This is a genomic window from Streptomyces diversicolor, assembly GCF_057537855.1.
Genome location: NZ_BAAJXA010000032.1, coordinates 15,816 through 34,083 on the forward strand (window position 1 = coordinate 15,816; position 18,268 = coordinate 34,083).

At 70.1% G+C, this 18,268-nt stretch carries 16 protein-coding genes; all 16 read left to right on the top strand.

Annotated features, from left to right (window positions below):
- The first annotated feature begins 249 nt into the window (after positions 1–249).
- The 16 genes from rho (at position 250) to atpA (ending at position 18,263) form a co-directional block, all read left to right on the top strand.
- The gene (gene rho / locus AC27LF_RS31510) at positions 250–2,283 is read left to right on the top strand and encodes a transcription termination factor Rho (protein ID WP_479657367.1); all 2,034 of its coding nucleotides are present in this window, start codon (positions 250–252) and stop codon (positions 2,281–2,283) included.
- Between the two features lie 516 nt (positions 2,284–2,799).
- Positions 2,800–4,575, top strand: a complete 1,776-nt coding sequence (locus AC27LF_RS31515; protein WP_479657374.1) for a trypsin-like serine protease — start codon at positions 2,800–2,802, stop codon at positions 4,573–4,575.
- A gap of 200 nt (positions 4,576–4,775) precedes the next feature.
- Positions 4,776–5,891 carry an LCP family protein gene (locus AC27LF_RS31520; RefSeq protein WP_479657366.1) on the top strand — a complete coding sequence of 372 codons (1,116 nt, stop codon included), beginning with the start codon at positions 4,776–4,778 and terminating at the stop codon, positions 5,889–5,891.
- Positions 5,892–6,463: 572 nt separating this feature from the next.
- On the top strand, positions 6,464–6,688 hold the full coding sequence (gene rpmE / locus AC27LF_RS31525) for a 50S ribosomal protein L31 (RefSeq protein WP_073948783.1): 225 nt from the start codon (positions 6,464–6,466) through the stop codon (positions 6,686–6,688).
- Positions 6,689–6,797: 109 nt separating this feature from the next.
- Complete coding sequence (gene prfA / locus AC27LF_RS31530; RefSeq protein WP_479657365.1) at positions 6,798–7,865, top strand: peptide chain release factor 1; 1,068 nt, start codon at positions 6,798–6,800, stop codon at positions 7,863–7,865.
- 88 nt (positions 7,866–7,953) lie between these two features.
- On the top strand, positions 7,954–8,793 hold the full coding sequence (gene prmC / locus AC27LF_RS31535) for a peptide chain release factor N(5)-glutamine methyltransferase (RefSeq protein WP_404026005.1): 840 nt from the start codon (positions 7,954–7,956) through the stop codon (positions 8,791–8,793).
- Between the two features lie 88 nt (positions 8,794–8,881).
- Complete coding sequence (locus AC27LF_RS31540) at positions 8,882–9,529, top strand: L-threonylcarbamoyladenylate synthase (protein WP_479657364.1); 648 nt, start codon at positions 8,882–8,884, stop codon at positions 9,527–9,529.
- 52 nt (positions 9,530–9,581) lie between these two features.
- Positions 9,582–10,241, top strand: a complete 660-nt coding sequence (locus tag AC27LF_RS31545; protein WP_479657363.1) for an arsenate reductase/protein-tyrosine-phosphatase family protein — start codon at positions 9,582–9,584, stop codon at positions 10,239–10,241.
- Between the two features lie 71 nt (positions 10,242–10,312).
- Positions 10,313–11,554, top strand: coding sequence for a serine hydroxymethyltransferase (locus AC27LF_RS31550; RefSeq protein WP_479657362.1), 1,242 nt, complete (start codon positions 10,313–10,315; stop codon positions 11,552–11,554).
- Between the two features lie 165 nt (positions 11,555–11,719).
- The gene (locus AC27LF_RS31555) at positions 11,720–13,036 is read left to right on the top strand and encodes an MraY family glycosyltransferase (protein ID WP_479657361.1); all 1,317 of its coding nucleotides are present in this window, start codon (positions 11,720–11,722) and stop codon (positions 13,034–13,036) included.
- Positions 13,037–13,338: 302 nt separating this feature from the next.
- The gene (locus AC27LF_RS31560; RefSeq protein ID WP_479657360.1) at positions 13,339–13,785 is read left to right on the top strand and encodes a Cg1360 family ATP-synthase-associated protein; all 447 of its coding nucleotides are present in this window, start codon (positions 13,339–13,341) and stop codon (positions 13,783–13,785) included.
- Between the two features lie 225 nt (positions 13,786–14,010).
- A complete protein-coding gene (gene atpB / locus AC27LF_RS31565) occupies positions 14,011–14,832 on the top strand; it encodes a F0F1 ATP synthase subunit A (protein WP_479657359.1) in 822 nt (273 codons plus the stop codon).
- Between the two features lie 72 nt (positions 14,833–14,904).
- Positions 14,905–15,135 carry an ATP synthase F0 subunit C gene (atpE, locus tag AC27LF_RS31570; RefSeq protein WP_028804225.1) on the top strand — a complete coding sequence of 77 codons (231 nt, stop codon included), beginning with the start codon at positions 14,905–14,907 and terminating at the stop codon, positions 15,133–15,135.
- 45 nt (positions 15,136–15,180) lie between these two features.
- Complete coding sequence (locus tag AC27LF_RS31575) at positions 15,181–15,726, top strand: F0F1 ATP synthase subunit B (protein WP_479657358.1); 546 nt, start codon at positions 15,181–15,183, stop codon at positions 15,724–15,726.
- Positions 15,723–16,538 carry a F0F1 ATP synthase subunit delta gene (locus AC27LF_RS31580; protein ID WP_404026025.1) on the top strand — a complete coding sequence of 272 codons (816 nt, stop codon included), beginning with the start codon at positions 15,723–15,725 and terminating at the stop codon, positions 16,536–16,538. Before AC27LF_RS31575 ends, AC27LF_RS31580 begins: the two co-directional genes overlap by 4 nt.
- A 132-nt stretch (positions 16,539–16,670) precedes the next feature.
- The gene (atpA, locus tag AC27LF_RS31585) at positions 16,671–18,263 is read left to right on the top strand and encodes a F0F1 ATP synthase subunit alpha (protein ID WP_479657357.1); all 1,593 of its coding nucleotides are present in this window, start codon (positions 16,671–16,673) and stop codon (positions 18,261–18,263) included.
- The last annotated feature ends 5 nt before the right edge of the window (positions 18,264–18,268 follow it).

Here is an 18,268-nt window from a genome sequence, read left to right on the forward strand (position 1 = left end):
TACGTCGTACCTGGGCAGTACGCCGCACTAGGGCATTGAGCGGATCGCCGGGCACGCTCCGGAATCGGTGCGACCACGCCACGTGACACTGGGTGCCACGGCTCAAGGAAGCGCCATCACCAGAAATCTCTTCCGCCGCTTTGGCGGACCACCGCCCCGGCACGGTCCACACAGCAAGGGCCGAAGCCGGACAGCACAACCGGTCGCCGAGCCAGACAGGCCGACGTCCGCTCCAGGGAAGGACCCTTCGTGAGCGACACCACCGATCTGATGGGCGCACGTGTCGAGGAGACCGCTGCCGCGCCCGCCACGGACGCCTCCGCGCCTGCCAGCGGTGCCGGCTCCCGGCGGCGCCGCGGTACCGGCCTTGAGGGCATGGTGCTGGCCGAGTTGCAGCAGGTCGCATCCGGCCTCGGCATCAGGGGCACGGCGCGCATGCGCAAGAGCCAGCTGATCGAGGTCATCAAGGAGGCGCAGGCCGGGGGCGCCCCCGCCGGGGCAAGTGCCCCCGCGGCCAAGGCGGACGCCACCGAGACCAAGCCGAAGCGCCGGGCCACCTCCCGGACCCGTACGGGCGAGGAGGCGGACAAGAAAACCGAGGCCAAGGCCGAGGCGCCCGCCGACAAGGCCGTGGCCCAGCAGCAGATCGAGATCCCCGGCCAGCCCTCTCCCAAGGTCTCGGCCCCCGCCGAGCAGACGGGCACCGATGACGGCGCCCCCGCCGAGCGCAGGCGGCGCCGCGCCACCGCCGAGGCGGGCAGCCCCGAGACCGTCGTCGCCGAGGCGAAGACCGAGACCAGGGCCGAGACGCCGGCCGCCAAGCCCGTGACATCGGCCGAGCAGGCCGGCGGCTCCGCGCAGGGCGAGGCCAAGGGCGACGGCGGCGAGGGCGAGGGCCGCGGCCGCCGCGACCGCCGCGAGCGCGGGCGGGACCGGGACCGCGACCGCCGGGGCAAGGGCGACGAGCAGCAGGGCCAGGGCCAGGGCGGCCGGCAGCAGAACCAGCAGGGCGGCCGCCAGGACCGGCAGCAGCAGGACGACGACGACTTCGAGGGCGGGCGCCGGGGTCGGCGCGGACGCTACCGTGACCGGCGTGGGCGCCGCGGCCGTGACGAGATCGCCGAGCCGCAGCTCGCCGAGGACGACGTCCTGATCCCCGTCGCGGGCATCCTGGACATCCTCGACAACTACGCCTTCATCCGTACGTCCGGTTACCTTCCGGGTCCGAACGACGTGTACGTCTCCCTCGCCCAGGTCCGCAAGAACGGCCTGCGCAAGGGCGACCACATCACCGGCGCGGTCCGCCAGCCCAAGGAAGGCGAGCGGCGCGAGAAGTTCAACGCGCTGGTCCGCCTGGACTCCGTCAACGGCATGGCTCCCGAACACGGGCGCGGCCGACCGGAGTTCAACAAGCTGACCCCGCTGTACCCGCAGGACAGGCTCCGCCTGGAGACCGACCCCGGCGTCCTCACCACCCGGATCATCGACCTCGTCTCGCCCATCGGCAAGGGCCAGCGCGGTCTGATCGTGGCCCCGCCGAAGACCGGCAAGACCATGATCATGCAGGCGATCGCCAACGCGATCACCCACAACAACCCCGAGTGCCACCTGATGGTCGTCCTCGTCGACGAGCGTCCGGAAGAGGTCACCGACATGCAGCGGTCGGTCAAGGGCGAGGTCATCTCCTCGACCTTCGACCGCCCGGCCGAGGACCACACCACGGTCGCCGAGCTGGCCATCGAGCGGGCCAAGCGGCTGGTGGAACTGGGCCATGACGTCGTCGTGCTGCTCGACTCGATCACGCGTCTCGGCCGCGCCTACAACCTGGCCGCGCCGGCCTCCGGCCGCATCCTGTCCGGTGGTGTCGACTCGACCGCCCTGTACCCGCCGAAGCGGTTCTTCGGTGCGGCCCGCAACATCGAGGACGGCGGCTCGCTGACCATCCTCGCCACCGCACTGGTGGACACCGGGTCCCGCATGGACGAGGTGATCTTCGAGGAGTTCAAGGGCACCGGCAACATGGAGCTGAAGCTCGACCGGAAGCTCGCCGACAAGCGGATCTTCCCGGCGGTGGACGTCGACGCGTCCGGTACGCGCAAGGAAGAGATCCTGCTCGGCAACGAGGAGCTGTCCATCGTCTGGAAGCTGCGGCGGGTGCTGCACGCGCTCGACCAGCAGCAGGCGATCGAGCTGCTGCTCGACAAGATGAAGCAGACCAAGTCGAACGTCGAGTTCCTGATGCAGATCCAGAAGACGACGCCGGCGCCTGGTAACGGCGACTAGCCGCTCCGCTGGGTTTGGCCGGGGGCGGTGGCGCCGTTGGTCGTCTGTGGTTCGGGCGACTGCGGGTGGGTTGTGGCTGGTCGCGCAGTTCCCCGCGCCCCTTGTGGGGGTGGCTGTTGTGGGTCGGCTGCGGGTGGGTTGTGGTTGGTCGCGCAGTTCCCCGCGCCCCTGGGGGCTGACTGTCGTTGGTTGGGCGCGGGTGGGGTGTGGCTGGTCGCGCAGTTCCCCGCGCCCCTTGAGGGGCTGACTGTTGTGGGTCGGCTGCGGGTGGGTTGTGGCTGGTCGCGCAGTTCCCCGCGCCCCTTGTGGGTTGGGTGCGGGTGAGCTGTGGCTTGGCGCGCAGTTCCCCGCGCCCCTTTGGGGCTCCTTTGGGTCGGCTCTCGTCGATGAGTGACGAGGGTCGGCCTTTTGGCGCTGATAGGAACGGGTGTGCTGTCTTGCACCCCTTCCAACGCTTGTTCAGCTGGGGGGACTTCCTTGCTTACCACCCTGTCCGGCGGCCGTCACAGACGCCGGATACGCATCGGGCTGCCCGTCGCCGCCGTCGGCGTAGCCGCCGCCCTCGCCGCCACGCTGCTGACCACCTCCGCGGGCGCGGCCACCGCCCTGCCGACCCCGACCGTCGAGCCGGCCCTCGCCACACCCTCGCTCGCCACGCTGGAGCAGCGCGTCGCGGGCGCCCTCGCCGGCGACGACACCGCGGGCCGGCCGGTCAGGAAGGCGTCGCTGAGCGCGGACACCCGCGCCACCGGCATCGACCCGAAGATCATCGGCGGCAGCCAGACCACCATCACCTCGGCCCCGTGGATGGCCCAGCTCTGGTACTACGACGACCGGGGCACCGCCGCCGAGACCGACGACATCGGCTTCTTCTGCGGCGGCGCGGTCGTCTCGCCGACGAAGATCCTGACCGCCGCGCACTGCGTCAAGGGCTACAACTGGAAGGCCAACGGCGCCATCGTCACCGGCACCGCCCAACTGCCGACCAGCGACGCATCCGGCGACACGGACCTACACGGCGGCACCGTCACCGGCGTACTGCGCCAGTGGAACCACGCGTCGTACAGCGCCAGCACGCTCGACAACGACATCGCGGTGCTCACCCTGGGCGCCCCGGTCAAGGCCACGCCGATCCGGATGACGACGTCCGGCGACACCGCCTCGTACGCGTCGGGCACCAGCGCCAAGGTGTACGGCTGGGGCCGCACCAGCTCCACCTCCGACGACATCTCGCCGACGCTGAAGACGGCCACACTGCCCGTCCAGTCGGACACCACCTGCGCCCGCGCCTACGGCGCCGACTTCGTCAAGGGCCACATGGTGTGCGCGGGCAAGCCCGCCACCGGCAGCGACACCGGCACCACCTCCGCCTGCAACGGCGACTCCGGAGGCCCGCTCGTGGTCGGCGGCCGGATCGTGGGCGTCGTCTCCTGGGGCGTGACGGACTGCGTCGCCAAGGGCGCCTACAGCGTCTTCAGCAAGGTCAGCACCTACGTCGGCGCCGCCTACGCGCAGGTCGACGACGCCAACCTCAGCCACACCGACGGCAAGGCCGATGTCTGGGTGCGCGCCGCCGCCACCAAGACCGGCTACGAGAAGGACTCCAAGGGGTCCTCGTTCGGCGCCCGCGTCTCCTGGGGCAACTGGAACGGCGTCAACGTCGTCCTGCAGACCGACCTCAACCGTGACGGCATCCAGGACCTGGTGGTCCGCGACAGCGGCACCGGCGACGTCTACTGGATGCACTACGTGATCGCCAGCGGCTCCTGGGCGCAGACGAAGATCTTCACCGGCTGGAAGACCCGTACCCGGATCATCACGCCCGGTGATGTCACCGGCGACTACCTGCCCGACGTGCTGTCCGTCGACTCCGGCGGGACCCTGTGGATCTACCCGGGCAAGGGCAACGGCACCTTCGGCTCGCGCGTGAAGGTCGGCACGGGCTGGAACCAGTACAACATGGTCCGCGGCCACGGCGACTTCAACGGTGACGGCAAGGCCGATCTGCTGGCCCGCAAGAGCAGCACCGGGGACCTGTACCTGTACAGGGGCACCGGCAAGGCCGGCAGCGGGGCGTTCTCCGCCCGGGTCAAGGTCCGCAGCGCCTGGACCGGCTTCGACGCCTTCGACGCCGTCGGCGACTTCACCGGCGACGGCAAGGCCGACTTCCTGGCCCGTACCAAGAGCGGCACGCTGTACCTGTACAAGGGCAGTGGCAAGGGCACCAGCGAGATCTTCACCACAAGGGTCTCGCTCGGCACCGGTTACCAGCAGTACGACATCTGGGGCTGAAAGCCCAGGTGAGCCGGTCCCGGCCGGCTCGGGTCGCCACTCGCTGTGCCCGCCCGCGCACAGGGCGGGCACAGCACGTCATGCAACCCTGTCCCCGGTTTCGCCGTCTGACCAGGCGGAGCGACGATGGTGCGACAGGCATCGTGACCGTCCCCGGAAGCAGGGGGTAACCGAAGCACCCGACCAGGACCGAGGAGCACATGTCCGCCGAGAGCACGCCGGGGCCCGGCATACCCGAGTCCGGCACCAAGCGGTCCCGCCATCGCAGGACGCGCAAGCGCAGCAAGGCCCTGCTGATCACGGCCTGGACGGCCGCGGGCATCGTGGTGCTGGGCGGCACGGGCGCCGGGTACGTGTACTTCAAGCTCAACGGCAACATCAAGAGCGTCGACATCAACCAGGCCCTGGGCACCGACCGGCCGACGAAGGCCGACAACGGCTCCGAGAACATCCTGGTCCTCGGCTCGGACTCGCGTTCCGGCTCCAACAAGAAGCTCGGCGGCGGCGCCGACGACGGCAGCGCACGCTCCGACACGGCGATGATCGTGCACATCTACGAGGGCCACAAGACGGCCGGCGTGGTCTCCGTGCCCCGCGACACGCTGGTCGACCGGCCCGAGTGCACCGACACCGACGGCGGCAGCCACCCGGCCGCGAACGGCGTGATGTTCAACTCCGCCTACTCCACCGGCGGCGCCGCCTGCGCGGTCAAGACCGTCGAATCCCTCACCGGCCTTCGCATGGACCACTATCTGGAGGTCGACTTCAGCGGCTTCCAGAAGCTCATCGACGAACTGGGCGGGGTCACGGTCACCACCACCCAGGACATCAACGATCCGCAGAGCCATCTCGACCTGACCGCCGGCACCCACCAGCTGACCGGTGAGCAGGCGCTCGGCCTGGTCCGCACCCGGCACGGCGTCGGCGACGGCTCCGACCTCGGCCGCATCCAGCTCCAGCAGGCGTTCGTCAAGGCGCTGGCCGAGCAGGTCAAGCAGATCGGTGTCCTCAGCGACCCGACGAAGCTGTACGGTCTCGCCGACGCCGCCACCAAGGCCGTCACCACCGACTCCGACCTCGGCTCGGTCAACTCGCTCGTCAGCTTCGCGAACGGGCTCAAGGGCATCAGCGCGTCGCACATGACCATGGTCACGATGCCGGTCCAGTACGACCCCGCCGACCCCAACCGGGTCATCCTCGACAAGACCAGGTCCCAGCTGGTCTGGACGGCCCTGAAGAACGACACCCCGATCCCGAAGTCAGCCACCCACCAAACAGCAACAGGCAAAGCCAACAAGGTCATCACCACCCCCTGAACCCCCAGCACCCCACAAGAGACGAGACCCACGCCCGCTGCCCAGGGGCGCGGGGAACTGCGCGATCAGCCCCATCGAACCGGCACTCGCCCGCGATGAGACAGTGGCACCCCCTTGGGCGCGCCAGCCCCACCGAACCGATGCTCGCCCACGGCGCCAAGGCGGCACCCCGTTGCGCCCCCACGCGGCCGCCCGACGAAGGCCCACGCCCGCCCCCCAGGGGCGCGGGGAACTGCGCGCCCAGCCACAATGAACCGTCACCCGCCCACGGCGAGACAGTGGCACTCTGCTGGGCGCCCCCACTCGGCCGCCCAGCGAATGACCACGCCCGCCCCCCAGGGGCGCGGGGAACTGCGCGCCCAGCTCCATCGAACCGGCACCCGCCCACGGCGCCAAGGTGGCACCCCCTTGGGCGCCCGGCGGAACCAGCGGAGCGGCATGGCGGAATAGAAGGGCCGCGTCCCCGGTTTTGGGGGATGGCCCCAGTCCTGGCAGACTGGGACGTCGGCTCCGGTTCACGCCCCGCACCCCGCGGCAGCGACCCGGCGCCCTCCCGAAACCTAGGAGACACCTTGAAGCGCGACATCCACCCCGCGTACGTCGAAACGCAGGTCAGCTGCACCTGTGGCGCGTCGTTCACCACCCGCAGCACCATCGACTCCGGCACCATCCGGGCCGAGGTCTGCTCCGAGTGCCACCCGTTCTACACGGGCAAGCAGAAGATCCTCGACACCGGTGGCCGTGTGGCCCGCTTCGAGGCCCGCTTCGGCAAGGCTGCCGCCGGCTCCAAGAAGTAGCGAGCCCCCATGCGCCGGTCCACGGCCGTGCCCCTCACCGGGGCACGCCCGGGACCGGCGTTTTTGGTCGCCCGCCTTCCCCTTTTCCGAGCAGTACAGGAGCCCCAAGATGTTCGAGGCCGTCGAGGAACTCGTCGGTGAGCACGCCGACCTGGAGAAGCGGCTCGCCGATCCGTCGGTGCACGCCGACCAGGCCAACGCGCGCCGGCTCAACAAGCGCTACGCCGAGCTGACTCCGATCGTCGCCGCCTACCGCTCCTGGAAGCAGTTCGGCGACGACATCGACACGGCCCGTGAACTGGCCGCGGACGACCCGGAGTTCGCCGCCGAGGTCAAGGAGCTGGAGAAGCAGCGCGAGGAACTGACCGAGAAGCTGCGCTTCCTGCTGATCCCGCGTGACCCCAGCGACGACAAGGACGTCATCCTGGAGATCAAGGCGGGCGCGGGCGGCGACGAGTCGGCCCTGTTCGCCGGTGACCTGCTGCGCATGTATCTGCGCTACGCCGAGCGCGTCGGCTGGAAGACCGAGATCATCGACTCCACCGAGTCCGAGCTGGGCGGCTACAAGGACGTCCAGGTCGCGGTGAAGTCCCGTGGGCAGACCGAGCCGGGGCAGGGCGTATGGGCCCGGCTGAAGTACGAGGGCGGGGTGCACCGGGTGCAGCGGGTGCCCGCCACCGAGTCGCAGGGCCGGATCCACACCTCGGCGGCCGGTGTCCTCGTCACCCCCGAGGCCGAGGAGGTGGACGTGGAGATCAACCCCAATGACCTCCGTATCGACGTCTACCGGTCCTCAGGACCGGGCGGCCAGTCCGTCAACACCACCGACTCCGCCGTGCGCATCACGCACATCCCGACCGGAGTCGTCGCTTCCTGCCAGAACGAGAAGAGCCAGTTGCAGAACAAGGAGCAGGCACTGCGTATCCTGCGCTCCAGGCTGCTCGCCATGGCGCAGGAGGAGGCGGAGAAGGAAGCCGCCGACGCCCGGCGCAGCCAGGTCCGTACCGTCGACCGCTCCGAGAAGATCCGTACGTACAACTTCCCGGAGAACCGCATCTCGGACCACCGTGTCGGCTTCAAGGCGTACAACCTGGACCAGGTCCTGGACGGCGAACTCGACGCGGTGATCCAGGCATGTGTCGACGCGGACTCGGCGGCGAAGCTGGCCGCGGCCTGAGGCGCCCAGGACGACTGGGCGACGTAGCGAACACCGGAGGACGAGCGTGCAGCAACCTTTTGGGGGGCGACCCCCGACCTCCCGCAGCGTGCTGCTCGCGGAGGTGGCCCAGGCCACCCAGCGGCTGGCGGACGCCGGCGTGCCCTCGCCCCGCAACGACGCGGAGGAACTCGCCGCGTTCGTGCACGGTGTGAAGCGGGGCGAGCTGCACTCCGTGAAGGACTCCGACTTCGACGCCCGCTACTGGGAGGTCGTCGCCCGCCGCGAGCAGCGCGAGCCGCTTCAGCACATCACCGGGCGCGCCTACTTCCGGTATCTGGAGCTTCAGGTCGGACCCGGGGTCTTCGTGCCGCGGCCGGAGACCGAGTCGGTGGTCGGCTGGGCCATAGACGCCGTGCGCGCCATGGACGTGGTCGAACCGCTCATCGTCGACCTGTGCACCGGCTCCGGCGCCATCGCGCTGGCCCTCGCCCAGGAGGTGCCGCGCTCGCGCGTGCACGCCGTCGAGCTGTCCGAGGAAGCCCTCCGGTGGACCCGCAAGAACATGGCGGGCTCCAGGGTGGATCTGCGCCAGGGCAACGCCCTGGACGCCTTCCCGGACCTCGACGGCCAGGTCGACCTGGTCATCTCCAACCCGCCGTACATTCCGCTCACCGAGTGGGAGTACGTCGCCCCCGAGGCCCGCGACTACGACCCGGAGCTGGCGCTGTTCTCCGGCGAGGACGGCCTCGATCTGATCCGTGGCCTGGAGCGCACCGCGCACCGGCTGCTGCGGCCCGGCGGCGTCGTGGTCATCGAGCACGCCGACACCCAGGGCGGCCAGGTGCCGTGGATCTTCACCGAGGAGCGGGGCTGGGCCGACGCGGCCGACCATCCCGATCTCAACAACCGCCCCCGGTTCGCGACCGCCCGCAGGGCCCTGCCGTGACGCCGACGCGCGCGGCGGCCCGGCCGGGCGGGCCGGCCCAGGGCATTGCGGAGGCGAACCGAGCGACAACAGAAGGAGACCGCTAGACATGGCACGGCGATACGACACCAATGACGCCACCGACCGTACGACGGGTCTGCGTGAGGCCGCGTCCGCCGTCCGCCGGGGCGAACTCGTGGTGCTGCCGACCGACACCGTCTACGGCATCGGCGCCGACGCGTTCTCCGCGGAGGCCGTGGCCGACCTGCTGGAGGCCAAGGGCCGGGGCCGCAACATGCCCACGCCCGTCCTCATCGGTTCCCCGAACACCCTGCACGGCCTCGTCACGGACTTCTCCGAGATGGCCTGGGAGCTGGTCGACGCGTTCTGGCCGGGCGCCCTCACGCTGATCGCCCGGCACCAGCCGTCGCTCCAGTGGGACCTCGGCGACACCCGGGGCACGGTGGCCGTGCGGATGCCGCTGCACCCGGTCGCCATCGAGCTGCTGACCGAGGTCGGCCCGATGGCCGTGTCGTCGGCGAACCTCACCGGCCACCCGGCGCCGGAGGACTGTGACGCCGCCCAGCAGATGCTCGGGGACTCCGTGTCCGTCTACCTCGACGGCGGCCCGACCCCCGCCAACGTGCCGTCGTCCATCGTGGACGTCACGGGTGACGTGCCGGTGCTGCTGCGCGAGGGCGCGCTCACTCCGGACGAGCTGCGAAAGGTCGTACCCGACCTTGAGGTGGCGAATTGACGGCCCCTGAATCCCCCGAGGTCTCGGCTGCGCTCGACCAGGGGGGACCCCCATGCGTGGCATAGGAAACGGGGACAGCAGCGCGGAGGAGACGACGACCTTCGGATTCCCGCGCGACACCTTCCGCATCCTCCACGTCAGCACCGGCAACGTGTGCCGCTCGCCCATCACCGAGCGGCTGACCCGCCATTTCGTGAGGGAGCGGCTGGGCATCCTGGGCGGCGGGCTGATCGTGGAGAGCGCGGGCACCTGGGGTCATGAGGGCGCGCCGATGGAGGCCAACGCGGAGGCCGTGCTGGCCGAGTTCGGCGCGGACGCCTCCGGCTTCACCGGCCGGGAACTCCTCGACGAGCATGTGATCACGGCCGACCTGGTGCTGACCGCCACCCGCGACCACCGGGCCCAGGTCATCTCCATGGGCCATTCGGCCGGGCTGCGGACCTTCACGCTGAAGGAGTTCACCCGGCTGGTCAGGGCGATAGACCCGACGACGCTGCCGCCGCTGGAGGACGGCCTGGTCGCGCGGGCCCGCGCGCTGGTCCGGGCGGCCGCGGCGCTGCGCGGCTGGCTGCTGGCGCCCACGGCCGAGGCCGACGAGGTCTACGACCCGTACGGCGCGCCCCTGACCTTCTTCCGGTCCGTCGGCGACGAGATACACGAGGCACTTGACCCGGTGGTCACGGCCCTCACCGGGGTCCCCGCACGGATGTAGCCGACCGCGCACCCCTTCCGGCCCCGGCCTACAGTGGACCTACGTCACCGTCGACCGCCCGGGAGTCCGTCATGTCGGTCACCCACACCCTCGTAGAGGCCGATGTGCTGCGCGGGCAGGACCCCGAGCTGGCCGAGATCCTGCTGGGCGAGCTGGCCCGGCAGTCGACCACGCTGCAGCTGAGCGCGGCCGAGAACTACGCGTCCCCGGCCGTGCTGGCGGCGCTCGGCTCGCCGCTCGCCAACAAGTACGCGGAGGGCTATCCGGGCGCCCGCTACCACGGCGGCTGCGAGCTGGCGGACGTCGCCGAGCGGCTTGCCGTCGACCGGGCCAGGGAGCTGTTCGGGGCCGCGCACGCCAACGTCCAGCCGCACTCCGGCTCCTCCGCCGTGCTCGCCGCGTACGCCGCCCTGCTGCGGCCGGGCGACACCGTCCTCGCCCTCGGGCTGTCCTACGGCGGCCATCTCACGCACGGCTCGCCGGCCAACTTCTCCGGCCGCTGGTTCGACTTCGTGGGCTACGGGGTGGACGCGGAGACCGGGCTCATCGACCGGGACCAGGTGCGGGCGCTGGCCCGCTCGCACCGGCCCAAGGCGATCGTGTGCGGTTCGATCGCCTACCCGCGCCACCTGGACTACGCGTTCTTCCGCGAGGTGGCCGACGAGGTCGGCGCGTACCTCATCGCGGACGCCGCCCATCCGATCGGGCTCGTCGCCGGGGGAGTGGCGCCCAGCCCGGTGCCGTACGCCGACATCGTGTGCGCCACCACGCACAAGGTGCTGCGCGGGCCGCGCGGCGGGATGATCCTGTGCGGGGCCGAACTGGCCGAGCGCGTCGACCGGGCCGTGTTCCCGTTCACGCAGGCCGGGGCCCAGATGAACGCCGTCGCCGCGAAGGCCGTGGCCTTCGGTGAGGCGGCGCGGCCGGCCTTTGCCGCGTACGCCCGGCAGGTGGTGGCCAACGCGCGGGTGCTGGCGGCCCGGCTGGCCGCCGAGGGTCTTGTGGTGACCACCGGCGGCACGGACACCCATCTGATCACCGCCGATCCGGCGCCGCTCGGTGTCGACGGCAAGGCGGCGCGGGGCCGGCTCGCCGCCGCCGGGCTGGTCCTCGACTGCTGTGCGCTGCCCCACGGGGAGGCGCGCGGGCTGCGTCTTGGCACCGCCGCGCTGACCACGCAGGGCATGCGGGAGGCGGAGCTGGACCGGATCGGGGCGCTGCTCGCGGGGGTGCTGCGCGGTGCGGTGGACCCGGTCGGGGCCCGTGCGCAGGCGCGCGAGCTGGCCGGTCGATTTCCGCCGTATCCCGGCTGAAGCGGATTTCCGCCGTATCCCGGTCGAATGCGGGTAGGCGCGGGGTCGTGCACCTGCTGCACAGCCACGCGTGCAACCATCGTCGCTACCCGGAAGTCCCCATACATATGCGTCCCTCGCTAGGGTGTGGGGCTGTGATGGCCAGCGAGACCTGTGGGGAAGCCTGTGCGTGAATACCTGCTGACGCTCTGCATCACGGCCGCGGTGACGTACCTGCTGACAGGGCCGGTACGGAAGTTCGCGATCGTGGCCGGGGCGATGCCGGAGATCCGGGCGCGTGACGTGCACCGGGAGCCCACTCCGCGCCTCGGCGGGATCGCCATGTTCTTCGGCCTGTGCGCGGGCCTGCTGGCGGCCGACCATCTGACCAACCTCAACGAGGTCTTCACCAAGTCCAACGAGCCGCGGGCGCTGCTGTCCGGGGCCGCGCTGATCTGGCTGATCGGTGTCCTGGACGACAAGTTCGAGATCGACGCCCTGATCAAGCTGGGCGGGCAGATGATCGCGGCGGGCGTGATGGTCATGCAGGGTCTGACCATCCTGTGGCTGCCCATCCCGGGTGTCGGCAATGTGGCGCTGACCCCGTGGCAGGGCACGCTGCTGACGGTGGCGCTGGTCGTCATCACGATCAACGCGGTGAACTTCGTGGACGGTCTGGACGGCCTCGCGTCGGGCATGGTGTGCATCGCCGCCGCGGCGTTCTTCCTGTACGCCTACCGGATCTGGTACTCGTACGGCATCGAGGCCGCCGCCCCGGCCACGCTGTTCGCGGCCATCCTGATGGGCATGTGCCTGGGCTTTCTGCCGCACAACATGCACCCCGCGCGGATCTTCATGGGTGACTCCGGCTCGATGCTGATCGGCCTGGTGCTGGCCGCGGGTGCGATCTCCGTCACGGGGCAGGTCGACCCGGACGCGCTGGCCCTGTTCACCGGCTCCGAGAAGGCGGCGGTGCACCAGACGGTGCCCGTGTACATCCCGCTGCTGCTGCCGCTGACGATCATCGCGGTGCCGGCCGCCGACCTGGTGCTGGCGATCGTGCGCCGTACCTGGCGCGGCCAGTCGCCGTTCGCCGCCGACCGCGGGCATCTGCACCACCGGCTCCTGGAGATCGGCCACTCGCACAGCCGGGCGGTGCTGATCATGTACTTCTGGTCGGCGCTGATCGCCTTCGGGGCGCTGGCCTACTCCGTGAACTCCGCGTCGATGTGGATCGTGCTCGGTGTGGTCTTCCTCAGCGCGATCGGCCTGGTGCTGCTCCTGCTGCCGCGGTTCACGCCCCGCGCCCCGCGCTGGGCCGAGCACTTCGTGCCGCCGCGCTACCGGCGCAGGCGGGCGCCGGAGGCTGTGGCAACCTGCCCGGGCGCGGCGCCGGTTGAGGAGGAACTGCGCACTCCGGTGACCGCCGGGGTCAACGGGGCGAGCGCCGTCGGCCCTCGTTCGCGTCTGCTGGACGGGCGCAACGCGGGTACGTCCCGCTGACGCCCAAGGTAAGAATCTGACGAGAGCATTGCCAAGTCGTGGGGGAGCAAAGGCCCCAATACCAGACAACTGGGCGGGGATTTTGCACATACGCGCACTGTCACCCTCATGTGTGACAGCGAGCACACCTACCAGGTAAAGACCTCATCAAATAGTTTGTGATACGGTTCACGAGAACCCCGGACACGGCCGACGGGCCCCAGTGCCACAGTCCATTGGTGTGAGGTCCCGCCCACTCAGCCCGGGGCTACGCTCGTCCATGACGACACCCCTCGCCCCCTGTGAAAAGCGGAGTTGCCGCCATGCCGTCCAATGACGTCCGGACCCTGGCCCAGGCCGCCGTGCCCACGGCTGCCGTCGGCGCGCTCGCCGCCGTCGTCAGCGCGGTGGTCGCGGGCGGCAAGGGAGCCATCGGGGCGGTCGTCGCGACGCTGGTGGTGATCCTGTTCATGGGACTGGGCCTCTACGCCCTGCAGCGCACCGCCGCATCGCTCCCGCACCTGTTCCAGGCCATGGGCCTGATGCTCTACGCGGCGCAGATCCTGCTGCTGTTCGTGTTCGTCGCGGCGTTCAAGAACACCACGCTGTTCAACCCCCGGGCCTTCGCGCTCACGCTCGTCCTCGCCACCCTCACCTGGATCGCGGCCCAGACGCGTGCGCACATGAAGTCCAAGATCCTCTACGTCGAACCCGGTTCGGCCGCCCCCGCGAGCGGTGACAGGGCCGAGAAGACCGGGCACTCGTCGTGAGAGGTAGGCCCGGGATAAAGGCGCATGAGAGATGCTGCTATCGTCCGGTGCCAACTGCGGCATCGCGGGCGCGGGCATCCGAGCTGACGCCTGCTCAATCGCGAGGCGAGATGTCCCCCAGCCGCCCCCACATCCGTAACACCAGTCCGGTGCCGAACCGCGGCCGTGCGCCGCGCCGACACAACGAGGTTGCCGTACCCATGCGCCACGCAGAAGGAGCCCGCGGTGAGTGCTGACCCGACGCAGGTGCTCGCCTTCGAGACCGACTGCCACATCTTTGACGGCTGTGGCTTCCCCGCTCCGGGCCTGCACTCGTTCCTGTTCGAGCCCCTCTGGGGCAACGGCGACAGCAACGTGTACTTCAACAAGACGATGCTGCTGGCCCTGCTCGGCTCGATCATCATCGTCGGATTCTTCTGGGCCGCCTTCCGCCGGCCGAAGGTCGTGCCCGGCAAGCTCCAGATGGTGGCCGAGTCGGGCTACGACTTCATCCGGCGCGGCGTCGTGTACGAGACGATCGGCAAGAAGGAGGGCGAGAAGTACGTCCCGCTGATCGTCTCGCTGTTCTTCTTCATCTGGATGATGAACCTCTGGTCGATCGTCCCGGTCGCCCAGTTCCCGGTGACGGCGATCATCGCCTACCCGGCGGTGCTGGCCCTGATCGTCTACGTCCTGTGGGTCTCGCTGACCTTCAAGCGGCACGGCTTCGTCGGCTTCTTCAAGAACGTCACGGGCTACGACAAGTCGCTGGGCGCGGTGCTGCCGCTCGCCATGACCATCGAGTTCTTCTCGAACCTGCTGGTGCGGCCCTTCACCCACGCGGTCCGGCTCTTCGCGAACATGTTCGCGGGCCACACCCTGCTGCTGCTCTTCACGATCGCCAGCTGGTACCTGCTGAACGGCATCGGCATCGCCTACGCCGGCGTCAGCTTCCTCATGACCATCGTGATGACGGCCTTCGAGCTGTTCATCCAGGCACTGCAGGCGTACGTGTTCGTGCTGCTGACGTGCACCTACATCCAGGGCGCCCTCGCCGAGCACCACTGAGCGCCCGTACCACCCCCCTGATCGTCCGGTGGCCAACCCCCACCGGTCCGTAAAGAAGAAGGAAGAACTGGCATGTCCCAGACCCTTGCCGCCGTCTCCGGCTCGCTCGGTTCCATCGGTTACGGCCTGGCCGCCATCGGCCCCGGCGTCGGCGTCGGCATCATCTTCGGCAACGGCACCCAGGCCCTGGCCCGCCAGCCCGAGGCGGCCGGCCTGATCCGCGCCAACCAGATCCTCGGCTTCGCCTTCTGTGAGGCGCTCGCCCTCATCGGCCTGGTCATGCCGTTCGTCTACGGCACCTGATCGGCCGACCGATCAGCGACAGCCCCCTAGACGAAAGGCACTGACATGAGCCCGATGCTCATTCTGGCGGCCGAGGGCAAGGAGAACCCCCTCGTCCCGCCGATCCCCGAGCTCGTCATCGGCCTGCTCGCCTTCGTCATCGTCTTCGGCTTCCTCGCCTGGAAGCTCCTTCCGAACATCAACAAGGTTCTGGAGCAGCGCCGCGAGGCCATCGAGGGCGGTATCGAGAAGGCCGAGGCCGCGCAGACCGAAGCCCAGAGCGTCCTTGAGCAGTACAAGGCCCAGCTCGCCGAGGCCCGGCACGAGGCCGCGCGGCTGCGCCAGGAGGCGCAGGAGCAGGGTGCCGCGCTCATCGCCGAGATGCGCGCCGAGGGCCAGCGGCAGCGTGAGGAGATCGTCGCCGCCGGTCACACCCAGATCGAGGCCGACCGCAAGGCCGCCTCGGCCGCGCTGCGCCAGGACGTCGGCAAGCTCGCCACCGAACTGGCCGGCAAGCTCGTCGGCGAGTCCCTTGAGGACCACGCCCGGCAGAGCCGCGTCATCGACCGCTTCCTCGACGAGCTCGACCAGAAGGCCGAGGCGGCGCGATGAACGGAGCGAGCCGCGAGGCACTGACAGCCGCACGTGAGCGTCTTGACGCGCTGACGGACGCCACGTCCGTGGACGCGGCGCGGCTCGCCGACGAGCTGGCGGCCGTCACCGCGCTGCTCGACCGCGAGGTGTCGCTGCGTCGGGTCCTCACCGACCCGGCGCAGCCCGGCGAGGCCAAGGCCGAGCTGGTCCGGCGCCTGGTCGGCGGCCAGATCAGCGGCCCGGCCGCGGACCTGGTGTCCGGTATGGTGCGCTCCCGCTGGTCGCAGCCGCGCGACCTGGTGGACGCGCTGGAGGAGCTGGCCGATGTGGCCGACCTCACGGCCGCGCAGCGGGTGGGCCGGCTCGACAGCGTGGAGGACGAGCTGTTCCGGTTCGGCCGGATCATCTCCTCCAGCACCGAGCTGCGCGCCGCGCTCACCAACCGCGGCGCCGGCACCTCGGCCAAGACCGAGCTGCTGCACCGGCTGCTCGGGGGCCGGGCCGACGCGACCACCGAGCGTCTGGTGACGCGCCTTGTGACCGCGCCGCGTGGACGTAGCCTGGAAGCGGGAATCGAATCCCTGTCCAAGCTCGCCGCCGAGCGACGGGACCGCACGGTCGCCGTCGTCACCTCGGCGGTACCGCTGAGCGACACCCAGAAGCGGCGCCTGGGCGCCGCCCTGGCGAAGCTCTACGGCCGCACGATGCACCTCAACCTCGATGTGGATCCGGCGGTCGTCGGCGGTATCCGGGTGCAGGTCGGCGACGAGGTCATCAACGGCTCGATCGCGGACCGGCTGGAGGACGCCGCCCGCCGCATGGCGGGCTAGCAGCAACTCAAGAAGCAGTACGTACTGATGGCGGCCCTGGTTGGGCCGTGCAGAGGATTCACCTCCAGACGGGGGGAGTCCCCATCCCCCCAAGTGAAACTTCGGGCCCAACAAGGAGAGCAGGGAACCCAGATGGCGGAGCTCACGATCCGGCCGGAGGAGATCCGGGACGCGCTGGAGAACTTCGTCCAGTCGTACAAGCCGGACGCGGCCTCGCGCGAGGAGGTCGGTACGGTCACCCTTGCCGGCGACGGCATCGCGAAGGTCGAGGGCCTGCCCTCGGCCATGGCCAACGAACTGCTGAAGTTCGAGGACGGCACCCTCGGCCTCGCGCTGAACCTGGAAGAGCGCGAGATCGGTGCCATCGTCCTCGGTGAGTTCAGCGGCATCGAGGAGGGTCAGCCGGTGCAGCGCACCGGTGAGGTCCTTTCCGTCGCGGTCGGCGAGGGCTACCTCGGCCGCGTCGTCGACCCGCTCGGCAACCCGATCGACGGTCTCGGCGAGATCGACACCGACGGCCGCCGTGCCCTCGAACTGCAGGCCCCCACGGTCATGCAGCGCAAGTCGGTGCACGAGCCGATGGAGACGGGCTACAAGGCCGTCGACGCGATGACCCCGATCGGCCGCGGCCAGCGCCAGCTGATCATCGGTGACCGCCAGACCGGCAAGACCGCCCTGGCCGTCGACACGATCATCAACCAGCGCGACAACTGGCGCTCCGGCGACCCGAACAAGCAGGTCCGCTGCATCTACGTCGCCATCGGCCAGAAGGGCTCCACCATCGCGTCGGTCCGCCGCGCGCTGGAGGAGAACGGCGCGCTGGAGTACACGACCATCGTCGCCGCCCCGGCGTCCGACCCGGCCGGCTTCAAGTACCTGGCGCCCTACACCGGCTCGGCCATCGGCCAGCACTGGATGTACCAGGGCAAGCACGTCCTGATCATCTTCGACGACCTCTCGAAGCAGGCCGACGCCTACCGTGCCGTGTCCCTGCTGCTGCGCCGCCCGCCGGGCCGCGAGGCCTACCCGGGTGACGTCTTCTACCTGCACTCCCGTCTCCTTGAGCGCTGCGCCAAGCTCTCCGACGACATGGGAGCCGGCTCGATGACCGGCCTGCCGATCGTCGAGACCAAGGCCAACGACGTGTCGGCGTTCATCCCGACCAACGTCATCTCCATCACCGACGGCCAGTGCTTCCTGGAGTCCGACCTGTTCAACGCCGGTCAGCGGCCAGCCCTGAACGTCGGTATCTCGGTCTCCCGCGTCGGTGGCTCCGCCCAGCACAAGGCGATGAAGCAGGTCTCCGGCCGGCTCCGCGTGGACCTCGCCCAGTTCCGTGAGCTGGAGGCGTTCGCCGCCTTCGGTTCCGACCTGGACGCCGCGTCCAAGGCCCAGCTGGAGCGCGGTCAGCGCATGGTCGAGCTGCTGAAGCAGGACCAGTACCAGCCGATGGCCACCGAGGACCAGGTCGTCTCCGTCTGGGCCGGCACCACCGGCCGGATGGACGACGTGCCGGTCGCCGACATCCGCCGCTTCGAGAAGGAGCTGCTTGAGTACCTGCACCGCAAGGAGCAGGGCCTCATGACCTCCATCAAGGAGGGCGGCAAGATGTCCGACGACACGCTGACGGCCGTGGCCGACGCGATCGCGGACTTCAAGAAGCAGTTCGAGACCTCCGACGGCAAGCTGCTCGGCGAGGACGCTCCGGCCGCTGCCGCCAAGTGACGTAA